At 71.7% G+C, this 13,522-nt stretch carries 1 protein-coding gene; it reads right to left on the minus strand.

Annotated elements, in window-relative coordinates; all coding sequences use genetic code 11:
- Positions 1 to 13,480, minus strand: a 13,480-nt coding sequence (locus ACLZN2_RS49800; protein ID WP_416986776.1) for an amino acid adenylation domain-containing protein, incomplete at its 3' end; no start/stop codon positions are given.
- Positions 13,481 to 13,522: the final 42 nt, after the last annotated feature.

Here is a 13,522-nt window from a genome sequence, read left to right on the forward strand (position 1 = left end):
CGAGGAGATAGATCCGGGTGTTGTCCAACGGCCGCCCGATCGGCAGCACCGCAGGTATCTCGTCATCGCCATCCCCGGCCAGGAACTGCGTCGCGCACAACGTGATCTCCGTCGGCCCGTACAGATGCCGCACCACCACCCCCGGACACGCCTCCAGCACCGCCGCCACCGCCGACGCCGGCACCACATCCCCACCCGTCAACACCTCACGCAGCCCGGCGAAACACCCCGGATCCTCATCCGCCAACACCCGCAACAACCCCGCCGTCACATGCACATGACTCACCCCATGCACACCCACCAACGACCGGATCAGTCCACCGTCCAGCTCACCCGCCGGAGCCAGCACCACCGACCCGCCACCCGCCAACGTCACCCACAGCTCAAACACCGACGCATCAAACGCATACGGCGCACACCCCAACACCCGAACCGGCTCCCCCCAACACCGGTCCACCGACAACGCCACCACATCCCGCTGTGTGACCACCACACCCTTCGGCACCCCGGTCGACCCCGACGTGTACATCACATACGCCGCCGCATCCGGCCGCACCGGCCCCGGCACCACCGACAAGTCCACCGCCGCAAGCTCCGCCACCACACCCGGGTCGTCCACACACACCACCGGCACACCCAACCCCCGCGCCAGACCACCCACCGTCACCACACACACCGGCCCCGCATCCGCCACCACCAACCCGACCCGCTCCGCCGGATACGACGGATCCACCGGCAGATACGCACCCCCCGCCTTCCACACCGCCAACAACGCCACCACCAGATCCACCGACCGCTCCAACATCACCCCCACCACCGACTCAGGGCCCACCCCACGAGACACCAACACCCCAGCCAACCGCGACGCCCGCACATCCAACTCCGCAAACGTCAACTCCTCCTCCCCACACACCACCGCCACCGCACCCGGCACCGACGCCACCCGCTCCGCGAACAACACCGGCCACGACACATCCCCAACAACCACCGCCGTGCCGTTCCAGTCCACGACCACCCGATGCCGTTCGGCATCCGACAGCACCGGAACCCCGCTCACCCGCACCCGAGCATCGGCAGCCACCACCCCCAGCACCCGCACCAACCGCTCAGCAAGCGCCTCCACACTGACCGGATCGAACAGATCCGCCGCCCCAATCACCGCCCCCCGCAACCCCACCGGGCGACCCGCCTCGTCAGTGACCTCACTCAACGTCACTTCCAGATCGAACTTCGCCACCGCCAGACCGCTCTGCATCTGCTGCACCGTCAGACCCGGTACGTCCAGCGCCGCGAGACCGGTGTTCTGGAGGGTGAGCATGACCTGGAACAGCGGGTGCTGTGCCATGGAGCGGTCCGGGGCCAGCAGTTCCACCAACCGCTCGAACGGCACATCCTGATGCTCCAGAGCCGCCAGACTCGTCTCCCGCACCCGGCCCAACAACTCGGCGAACGTCGGATCCCCCGACACATCAGTACGCAACACCAACGTGTTCACGAAGAACCCCACCAGATCGTCCAGCGCCTGATCCGTCCGCCCCGCCACCGCCGTACCAACAGGGATGTCCTCCCCCGCACCCAACCGCGACAACAACACCGCCAACGCCGCCTGAACCACCATGAACAACGTGACACCCTGCTCATGCGCCAGCACAGCCAACCGCTGATGCACGTCAGCAGGCACGTCCAGGGCCACCACGTGTCCCCGGTGCGACGCCACCGCCGGACGCGGCCGGTCCACCGGCAACCCCAGCTCCCGCGGCGCGCCCGCCAGTTCCTCCCGCCAGTACGCCACCTGCCCCGCCAGCAGACTCCCCGGATCCTCCTCATCGCCCAGCAGCTCACGCTGCCACAGCGTGTAGTCCGCGTACTGGACCGCCAGCGGCTCCCACCCGGGCACACGTCCCTCACACCGCGCCGCATACGCGAGGGAGAGATCGCGGGCGAGCGGGCCCATCGACCAGCCGTCCCCCGCTATGTGGTGAATCACCACGACCAGTAGACGGGTGTCGGCGCCCGTCTCGATCAACAGCCCGCGCAGCGGGATCTCCGTCGCCAGATCGAAGACGTACCGGATCTCGGCCGCCACCAGTTCCGCGACGTGCTCCTCAGCGGCCTGGACGACCCGCAGCACCTCGCCAACCCCAGCAGACCCCACCACCTGCTGGAACGGCTCCCCGTCCACGACGGGGAACACCGTGCGCAGCACCTCGTGCCGGGCTACGACATCACCCAGCGCCGTCCGCAGCGCGTCGACGTCCAGCGCCCCGTTCAGGCGCAGCACGACCGGCATGTTGTAGGTGGGGCTCGGTCCTTCGAACTGTCCCAGGAACCACAACCGGCGCTGTGCGAACGACAACGGCACCCGCTCGGGCCGCTCCCACGGGGCCAGGCCGACCCGTGCCGGCGCGGCTTCCGCGATCCGTGCCGCCAGCCGGGCGGGGGTGGGGACCTCGAACAGCAGCCAGATGCCCGCTTCGACGCCCAGCATGGAGCGGATCCGGTTCACGAGCCGGGTGACCAGCAGGGAGTGTCCGCCCAGTTCGAAGAAGTCGTCGTCGGGGCCCACGCGTTCGAGGCCCAGGACGTCGGCGAAGATCTCGCACAGGATGCGTTCCTGCTCCGTGGCGGGCTCGCGGGCCTCGCTGTCCGTCCGGTACTCGGGGGCGGGCAGGGCTGCCCGGTCCACCTTCCCGTTGACGGTCAGCGGCAGCTCGGTCAGTTCGACCACGGCGGTGGGCACCATGTGGTCCGGGAGGCGCTCGCCCGTGAAGGCGCGCAGTTCGCCCGCCGGATCTCCGGCCGTGGTGTGCTCGCCGTCGGGGACGACGTAGGCGATGAGGCGTTTGTCTCCGGAGGTGTCCTCGCGGGCGATCACCACGGCCTGGGCGACCCGGGGGTGGGCCGCCAAGACGGCTTCGACCTCGCCGGGCTCGATCCGGAATCCGCGGATCTTGACCTGGTCGTCCGCCCGTCCGGCGAAGACCAGCTGACCGTCGTGGGTCCAGCGGGCCAGGTCCCCGGTGCGGTACATCCGCTCGCCGGGCGCCCCGAAGGGGCACGCCGTGAACCGCTCGGCGGTCGTGCCGGGCCGCCCGTGGTAGCCGCGGGCCAGTCCGGCCCCGGCCACGTACACCTCTCCCGTCACGCCTGGCGGCACGGGGGAGAGGCCGTCGTCGAGGAGGTAGATCCGGGTGTCGTCCATCGGCCGGCCGAGCGGCAGGACCTCCGGTACGGCCCCGGCGCCCGCGACCGTGTGCTGGGTGGCGCACAGTGTGGTCTCCGTCGGCCCGTACAGGTGCCGCACCACGACCCCGGGGCATGCCTCGAGCACGGCCGCCACGGCCGCGGCGGGCACCACGTCGCCGCCGGTCAGTACTTCCCGCAGCCCGGTGAAGCAGGCCGGGTCCTCTTCGGCCAGTACCCGCATCAGTCCGGCGGTCACGTGCACATGGGTGAGTCCGTGTTCCTCGGTCAGCGACCGCAGGACGCGGCCGTCCACGTCACCCGCCGGAGCCAGGACCACGGTGCCGCCACCGGCCAGTGTCACCCACAGTTCGTACACCGAGGCGTCGAAGGCGTACGGCGCGTGCCCGAGCACCCGGGCGGGCTTCCCCCAGCACCGGTCGGACACCAGCTCGAACACGTCACGCTGAGAGACGACCACCCCCTTCGGGACGCCTGTCGACCCCGACGTGTACATCACGTACGCCGTCACGTCCGCCGGCCATCCCGCGGGCAGGTCCGCCGCGTCCTCGCGGTCGCCGGCCTGCGGCGGGACGATGTCCGTCGCGGTGGCGGTCGCCGCCTGTCCGAACGTGCCGTGGGCCGCCGTCGTGTCCGCGACGGCGACGCGCGCGCCGCAGTCGTCGAGAACCTGGGTCATGCGGGCCGCGGGCCAGCCGGGGTCCACCGGCAGCAGTGCCCCGCCGGCCTTCCAGACCGCCAGTACGGCCACCACGAGTTCGACGGAGCGGTCCATGGCCACCGCCACCGCGGCCTCGGGGCCCACCCCGCGTCGGGCGAGGGCTCGTGCCAGCCGGTTCGCCCGCGCGTTGAGTTCCGCGTAGGTGACGCTCTCCTCCCGGCACACCACCGCCACCGCGCCCGGTGTGCGCGCGGCCTGCTGTGCGAACAGTGCGGGCAGGGACGTGGGAGCCTCGGCGGTGTTCCATCCGCCGAGAATCCGCTGTCGTTCGGCATCGGTGAGGATGTCGATCTGCCGGACCCGCGCCTGCGGCCTGGCGGCCACGCCGGTGAGCACTCGGACGAACCGCTGACCGATCGTGTCCGCGGTCACCCGGTCGAACATGTCGGCCGCGACGGTCAGCGAACCCCTCATGCCGGCGGGACGGTCGTCCTCGAACGTCTCGGTCACGGTGACGCTGAGGTCGAACTTGGCCGGCTTGGTCTCGGGCGGCAGGGTCTCCAGCTGGATGCCGGGGAGTTCGAGGGCCGCCGAGGTGTCCTTCTCCACCGCGAGCATGACCTGGAAGAGCGGATGACGGGCCCGCATCCTGGTCGGGGCGAGCGCTTCGACGAGCCGCTCGAACGGCACGTCCTGGTGGTCGAGGGCGGCCAGGCTGGTGTCCCGTGTGCGCGCCAGCAGCTCGGTGAAGGCGGGGTTGCCGGTGAGGTCGGTGCGCAGGACGAGGGTGTTGACGAAGAACCCGACCAGCCGGTCGAGTGCCTGGTCGGTGCGCCCGGCCACGGCGGTGCCGATCGGGATGTCCTCGCCCGCGCCCAGCCGGGACAGCAGGACCGCCAGACCGGCCTGCACCACCATGAACGAGGTGACGCCGTGTTCACGGGTCAGCGCCACCAGTTGCTCGTGGACGGCACGGGGGATGTCGAAGGTGACCGTGTGTCCTCGATGCGACGGTACGGCGGGCCGTGGCCGGTCCCTCGGCAGGGTCAGTTCCTGGGGGGCACCGGCCAGTGCCTGCCGCCAGTAGTCGATCTGGGCGGCCTGGAGCGTTCCGGGGGTGTTCTCGGCGCCGAGCAGTTCGCGCTGCCACAGGGTGTAGTCGGCGTACTGCACCGGCAACGGCTCCCAGCTCGGCGCACGTCCCTCGCGGCGCGCCGCGTACGCCGTGTACAGGTCCTCGGTGAACAGGTCCGTCGACCAGCCGTCCCCGGCGACGTGGTGGATCACCACGACCAGTACACCGGTGTCCGGGCCGGTTTCGATCAGCAGCGCCCGCAGCGGTATCTCGGCGGAGAGGTCGAACCCGTGGCGGAGCTCGGCGGCCACCAGAGCGGCGGTCCGTGGTTCGGCGGTGGCCTCGGCGACTCGCAGTACCTGCCCGAGCCGGTCCGGCTCCCGTACCTGCTGGCAGGGCTCCCCGTCGCTGAGGGGGAACACCGTGCGCAGCACCTCGTGCCGGGTGACGAGGTCGTCGAGGGCCGCTCCCAGCGCGGTGACGTCGACCCGTCCCGTCAGACGCACCACCACCGGCAGGTTGTAGGTCGGGCTCGGTCCCTCCAGCTGGGCCAGGAACCACAGCCGCCGCTGCGCGTACGACAACGGCAGCCGCTCAGGCCGCTCGCGCCGCGCCAGGCCGGCCCTGGCCGGACCCGCACCCGCGATCCGTGCCGCCAGCCCGGCCGGAGTGGGCGTCTCGAACAGGACCCGCACCCCCAGTTCGACCCCGAAGACCGACCGCACGCGCGACAGCAGCCGCATCGCCAGCAGCGAATGACCGCCCCGCTCGAAGAACCCCTCGTCGGCTCCGACCCGGTCGACGCCCAGGACGTCCGCGAACACGCCGCACACGATCTCTTCCAGCGCCGTGGCCGGTGCGCGTCCGCCGGTGTCCACCGTGTACTCCGGCGCGGGCAGGGCGGAGCGGTCGACCTTCCCGTTCACCGTGAGCGGCAGCCCACCGGGAAGCGGCACCACCGCGGACGGCACCATGTACTCCGGCAGTCGCCGGGCCGCGTGTCCGCGCAGTACGGCGGGCAGGTCCCGGAGCGTACCGGGCGAACCGTCGGCGGGCACGACGTAGGCGGTCAGCCGCCTGTCGTCGGCGGCGTCCTCGCGGGCGACCACCACGACCTGCGCGACCTGGGGATGCGCCGCCAGGGCGGCTTCGACCTCGCCCGGCTCGATCCGGAAGCCGCGGATCTTCACCTGGTCATCGGCCCGTCCCAGGTAGAGGAGTCGTCCGTCGGTGGTCCACCGGCCCAGATCGCCGGTGCGGTACATCCGCTCCCCCGGACCGCCGTACGGGCATGCCACGAACCGTTCCGCCGTCAGCGCCGCGCGGCCCGCGTACCCGCGCGCCAACTGCCCGCCCGCCACATACAGCTCTCCCGTGACGCCTGGCGGCACCGGGCGCAGGTGACGGTCCACGACATGGACGCGCAGCCCCGGAAGCGGCCGCCCGACCAGGCTTCCTCGCGGCGACGCACCGCCGGCGGGCGGCTTCACCTCGTCGAACGTGACATGGACCGTCGTCTCGGTGATTCCGTACATGTTCACCAGCACCGGCCCGTCGGCCGGGTGCCGGGACCACCACTGCCCGAGCCGCTCCGTGTCCAGAGCCTCGCCGCCGAAGACGACCCACCGCAGCGCGGACTCCTCCCCGGTCGCCCGAGCGGGGCCCTCGGCCCGGATCAACTCGTAGAAGGCCGAAGGGGTCTGGCACAGGACCGTCACCCGCTCCTCGGCCAGCAGCCGCAGGAACGCGTCAGGAGACCGCGACACATGGAAGGGGACCACGACGAGCCGGCCCCCGTGCAGCAGCGCTCCCCACATCTCCCACACGGAGAAGTCGAACGCGAAGGAGTGGAACCACGACCAGGCGTCACCGGCACCGAAGCCGAACCTCTCGCGCAGCGCACCGAACAGCGTCACGACGTTGTGATGCGTGACCAGCACGCCCTTCGGCGCCCCCGTGGACCCCGACGTGTAGATCACATACGCCGGATGGGCACCCGCCACCGCCCCCGGTCGGTCCTCTCCCCGCAGATCCGCGGGCGACGCCTCCACAAGATCCGACGCCATCCGCGAGCCGTCCAGCACCAGCACCGGAACCGCGCTCTGAACGGGCAGTACGTCCGTGAGCGCGGCGGCGGTCAGCACACACACCGGCTTCGCGTCCGTCAGCACGTACGCGATCCGGTCCCGCGGGTAGGCGGGGTCCACGGGCACATAGGCCCCGCCGGCCTTCAGCACGGCCAGCAACGCCACCACCAGGTCCACTGAGCGGTCCAGCAGCACCGCCACCACCGACTCCGGCCCGACCCCGTGCCGTACCAGAACCCGTGCCACACGGTTCGCGCGAGCGTTCAACTCCTCGTACGTCAGGCGCTGATCACCGCATACGACCGCGATCGCGTCCGGCGTCCGCGCGGCCTGCGCCTCGAACAGCGCCGGCAACGTGACGTCCGGCGCCACGGGCAGGCCACGAACCGGCTCCGGCACCGCCAGGAACCGGCCACGCTCGTCCTCGGTGAGGACATCGACCTGGTGCAGCCGCACATCGGGGTCCGCGGCCACCGCCGTCAGCACGCGGACCAGCCGGTGGGCGATCGCCGAGACGGTGTCCGCGTCGAACAGGTCCGCCGCTCCGACGACCGAGCCCCGCAGTCCCGCCCGCCGGCCGTCCTGGAGGACCTCGGTCAGGGTGACGTCGAGGTCGAACTTGGACGGCAGGGGCACCTGGGAGTGCGCCTCTGCTCGCACGCCGGGCAGCTCGAGGATCGCGGGGTCGTTGTTCTGCAGGGTGAGCATGACCTGGAACAGCGGGTGGCGTGCCATGGAGCGGGTCGGCGCCATGAGTTCCACCAGCCGCTCGAACGGCACGTCCTGGTTCTCGAACGCCTGCAGGTCGCGTTCGCGCACACGGCCCAGGATCTCGGTGAAGGTGGGATCGCCGTGCAGGTCGGTGCGCAGCACCAGGGTGTTGACGAAGAAGCCGACGAGTTCGTCGAGGGCCTGGTCGGTGCGGCCGGCCACCGCGGTACCGATCGGGATGTCCTCGCCGGCGCCCAGCCGGGACAGCAGCACCGCCAACGCCGCCTGGACCACCATGAACAGGGTGACACCCTGCTTGCGGGCCAGCGCGGCGAGCTCGTCGTGTACGTCCGCCGGGATGTCCAGTGGCGTCGTGTGCCCCCGGTACGAGGCTTCCGCCGGCCGCGTCCGGTCCGCCGGGAGCGTCAGCTCCTGCGGGGCCCCGGCCAGCGCCTGCCGCCAGTGGCCGACCTGGGCTGTCAGCAGACTGCCCGGACCGTCTTCCTCGCCGAGCAGTTGCCGCTGCCAGAGCGTGTAGTCGGCGTACTGCACCGGCAGCGGCTCCCACTCCGGCGGCCGGCCCTCGCGCCGGGCCGCGTAGGCGCGGGAGATGTCACGGGCGAGCGGCCCCATGGACCAGCCGTCCCCCGCGATGTGATGGAACACCACCACCAGCACCGAGGTGTCCGGGCCGGTGGAGATCAGCAGCACACGTACCGGGATCTCCTCCGCCAGATCGAACCCGTGACCGCTCTCGGCCGCCACCAGTTCCGCGATCCGCTCCTCACCGGCGGCCCGGGCGACCCTCAGCACGTCCCCGACCTCTGCCATGTCCAGCACCCGCTGGTACGGCTCGCCGTCGTGCGCGGGGAACACCGTGCGCAGGACCTCGTGCCGCGCCAGCACATCCCTCAGCGCGGACCTGAGCGCGGTCACCTCGACCGGCCCGGACAACCGCAGCGCCGCCGGCATGTTGTAGGTGGGGCTCTGGCCCTCCAGCTGCGCCAGGAACCACAACCGCCGCTGCGCGAACGACAGCGGCATCCGTTCAGGCCGCTCGCGCCGCTCCCGCCGCGCCAGGCCGGCCCTGGCCGGACCCGCGCCCGCGATCCGCGCCGCCAGACCGGCCGGAGTGGACGTCTCGAACAGGACCCGCACCCCCAGTTCGACCCCGAAGACCGACCGCACGCGCGACAGCAGCCGCATCGCCAGCAGCGAATGACCACCCAGGTCGAAGAAGCTCTGCTCGACCGCGACCCGCTCCAGGTCCAGCACCTCGGCGAACACCCCGCACATGAGCTCTTCGGCGACCGACGCCGGTGGCCGCCCCGCGTCGGCCGACGCGACTTCCGGCGCCGGCAGAGCGGATCGGTCCACCTTCCCGTTCACCGACAGCGGCAACGCGTCCAGCACCACCACCGCGGACGGCACCATGTACTCCGGCAACCGCTGGGCCGCCAGCGTCCGCAGACCGATGGCCAGGTTCTCGGCTGCCGCGCCGTCGGCTGCCGCTCCGTCCGCTCCCGTGCCGGCCGGCACCACGTAGGCGACGAGGCGTTTGCCTCCGGGGGTGTCCTCGCGGGCGACGACAGCGGCCTGGGCCACGCCGGGGTGCGTGGCCAGGGCGGCCTCGATCTCACCGGGCTCGATCCGGAACCCGCGGATCTTCACCTGCTCGTCCGCCCGCCCCATGAACACCAACACCCCGTCGGCCCGCCACCGCACCAGGTCACCGGTGCGGTACATCCGCTCGCCCGGACCGCCGAACGGGCACGCCACGAACCGCTCCGCGGTCAGCCCCGTACGCCCGACATAGCCGCGCGCGAGGGGGAGCCCCGCGATGTACAGTTCGCCGGCGACCCCCGGGGGCACCGGCCGCAGGCAGTCGTCCAGGACATAGAGGCGGGAGTTGGCGATCGGACCGCCGATCGGCGGCACCGCGTCCTCGTCCCGGGCGCAGCGATGCCAGGTCACCGAGATGCAGGCCTCCGCCGGTCCGTAACCCTGGACCAGGTCGGCCTGCGGAAACAGCTCGACGGCACGGTCCCGCAGGGCACCGGGAACTCCCTCGCCGCCACTGGCCAGTTGCCGCAGGGAGGACAGGCCCGTCACCCCCGGCTCCTCCAGCACCCCGGCCAGTGCCGAGGCGATCAGGTGCAGCACCGTCACACGGTGCCGCCGCGCCAGCGCGACCAGGTACCCCGGATCGGCCGCGCTGCCGGCGGGCGCGATCACAAAGCTCCCGCCGATCACCAGGGGACAGAACATCTGCCACACCGAGGGGTCGAAGCCCATCGGCGCGGTGAGCATGAACCGGTCCGACGCCTCCCAGCCGAACTCCGCGACACGGGTGAGGAGATGGTTGACCACCGACTGATGGGTGACCGCCACGCCCTTCGGGGTCCCGGTCGAACCGGAGGTGTACATCACGTACATGGGGTGGGCGGGAAGCAGCGGACGACGGCGCACACCTGCGTCGGCCGGCCGGGGGGCTTCGGTGACGCTGTGCCCGTCGACCGTGAGCATCGGCACGCCCAGCCCGCCCGACAGCACCTCGGGCAGGGGACTGTCGGTGATCACGCACACCGGGCGGGCGTCGTCCAGCATGAAGGCGACACGCTGCGCCGGATACGCGAGATCGACCGGCAGGTAGGCGCCACCGGCCTTCAGCACGGCCAGCAGCGCCACGACCAGGTCGATCGAGCGGTCCATCGCGACCGCCACCACCGACTCCGGACCCACACCCCGGCCCGCCAGCGCCTCCGCCAGCCGCGACGCCCGCTCGTCGAGCCGGGCGTAGCCGATCTCCTCGTCCCCGCAGATCACCGCCACCGCATCAGGGGTTCGCGCCGCCTGCCGCTCGAACAACTCCGCCACCGTCACCCCGGGCATCGCCCGCGCGGTGTCGTTCCACTCCGCCAGCAGCCGCTCACGTCCCTGCGACGCCATCACCTCGACCGCCCGCAACGGCACCCGCGGCGTCTCCTCCAACGCCATGACGAGGCCCTCGACCGCCGTCCGCACCAACCCGCACACCAGCTCCGCGTCCCCCGGAGCCACCACACCGGCCGTCAGCCCGAACCCGGTCCCGGAATCGTCGACCGACACCGCCAGCGGATAGTTCGTACGGTCCTCCGCGGACAGCACCCTCATGCCCTCCGCCTCACCCGGCTGCGCTCCGCCCGCGTGCTCGTGGCTGACATGGCGGTAGTTGAACAGCGAGGTGAACAGCGGGACCGAGCCCGGGACGCCGCTCGCGTTCTGCGCCAGGGCGAGCGGGGCGTGCTCGTGCACCAGCAGGCCGGCCAGCTGCGCCTGCATCGCCCGCACCGCGTCGAGCACATCCACGCCGTCGACGTTCACCCGTACCGGCAGGGTGTTCATGAACGGGCCGGGGGTCCGCTCGGCACCGGCTCCGGCACTCATCCGGCCGAGGAGTACGGTCCCGAACACCACGTCCGAGCGCCCGGACAGCGTCGCCAGGACACGCGCCCACGCCACGTGGAACAGCGTCGCCGGGCTGACCCCCAGCCGACGTGCCTGCTCCCGCACACGCCGCGCCAGGCCCTCGTCGACCGTCTCCCGCGTTCGCCGCACACCGGTGCCGTCGCCACGGGCGTCGGACAGACCGAACGGCAGCGTCGGCTCCGTCACATCGCCGAGCAGACCGGCGAAGTACTCCTCGTGCTCGGCACGGGACACCCCCAGCCGGGCCTGCGCCACGAAGTCGCGGAACGGCAGCGGTGGCGGCAGTTCGTCCCCACGCCCCGCCAGGAACGCCTCGACCTCGCCCAACACCACATCCGACCCGGTGTGGTCCCGCAACAGATGGTGAATCTGCACGAGAGCGAACCACCGGTCACTGCCCGGCTCCGCCGCCACATGCACCCGCACCAACGGCGCCTGCCGTACGTCCATCCACCGCCCGGCCGTCGCCAGCAACTCGACCGCCGGGTTTCCGTCCTGGGGCAGCGTCACTTCGGTCACCGGTACGACCGCGCGGCGCCACACCACCTGCACCGGCTCGGGCAGCCCCTCCCACACCACCCCGGTGCGGTAGATGTCGTGCCGGTCCACCACACGCTGCAGCGCCGACAGGAACCCGTCCAGCCGCTCACGGTCGTCGAAGCCCACGGTGAGGGAGAGCAGATACGGATCCACGTCCCCCGATCCGGTGAGCAGGTGGTGGAAGAAGATGCCCTCCTGCAGCGGGGCCAGCGGATACACGTCCGCCACGTTCGCCGCCCCGCCCTCGACCGCCGCACACACCAACTCCACCTGCGCCGCCGTCAGTTCCACGAGCGGCAGCATCTCCGGGGTGATCTCCTCCGCGCCCTCCGGAATACCGTTCGGCGGCACCTCCACCACACCACCGCCGTCGCCCGCCGCGGCCAGCGCCGCCGGAGTGGGTGCTTCGAACAACGCCCGCACCGACACCGGCAGCCCCCGCTCACGCAGGCGCGACGCCAATGACACCGCGAGCAGTGAATGTCCGCCGAGTTCGAAGAAGTTGTCCTCCACCCCCACCCGCTCCACACCCAGCACCTCGGCGAACACCTGGCACACGACCTCTTCCAGCACCGTGACAGGCCCCCGGCCGCTGCCGGCCGCCGCGTACTCCGGCGCAGGCAACGCCGCCCGGTCCACCTTCCCGTTCGCTGTCAAAGGCAGCTCGTCCAGCACCACCATCGCCGACGGAACCATGTACTCCGGCAGCCGCCGGCCCACATGCGCACGCAGCTCACCGCCTCCCACACCGTCTCCCTCAGGAACGACATAGGCCACCAGACGCCTGTCGCCGGGGACGTCCTCCCGAACGGTCACCACCGCCCGGCCCACCCCCGGATGCGCCACCAGGGCGGCCTCCACCTCACCCGGCTCGATGCGGAAGCCACGCACCTTCACCTGATCGTCCACCCGCCCCACGAACACCAGCTGCCCCTCCGGGGTCCACCGGACCAGATCCCCCGTCCGGTACATCCGCTCACCGGCGGCACCGAACGGACAGGCCACGAACCGCTCCGCCGTCAGCCCCGCACGACCGTGATAGCCACGGGCCAGCTGAGCCCCGGCCACATACAGCTCCCCCGCCACCCCCGGCGGCACCGGCCGCAACCGCCCGTCCAGCACGTACGTCCTGGTCGTCGCGAACGACCGGCCGATCGGAACCGCGCCCTCCCCCTGCTCTTCCCGGCCGACCGGATAGTGCGTACTGCCGACCGTCCCCTCCGTGGGCCCGTAGTGGTTCACCACCAGCGGCCCCGGATGCCGGTCACGCCACCGCCGTACCCGATCCCAGTCGAGCGCCTCTCCACCCACCATCAGCTGTCGTGTCGGCACGCAGTCCTCCGGCAGTGCCTCCAGCAACGGCAGATGACTCGGCGTCACCTTCAGGAACGCCGGCCTCCGGCCGCGCAACACGGCCGGCAGTCCCTCGTCCAGAGCGGCCACATACACACACCCACCGCTGACCAGGGTGGGATACAGACCCGTCACACCCAGGTCGAACGACACCGACGTATGCAGCAGACTGCTCTCCCGCACGCCCGGATACGCCCCGACACACCACTCCACATAGCTCGCCAGTGCGCCGTGCGTGACCACGACACCCTTCGGCCGCCCCGTCGACCCCGACGTGAACATCACATAAGCCGCCTGCCCCGGCTCCGGCACCACCTCCGCCACCGGCACCACCGACCCCACCGACCCCACCGACCCGTCGGCCACCTCCCCACCAACCACCACCACCTCAAACCCACCCGGCACCCTGTCAACCAACCCCCC

Source organism: Streptomyces sp. T028 (genome assembly GCF_048159505.1).
Lineage (GTDB): Bacteria > Actinomycetota > Actinomycetes > Streptomycetales > Streptomycetaceae > Streptomyces.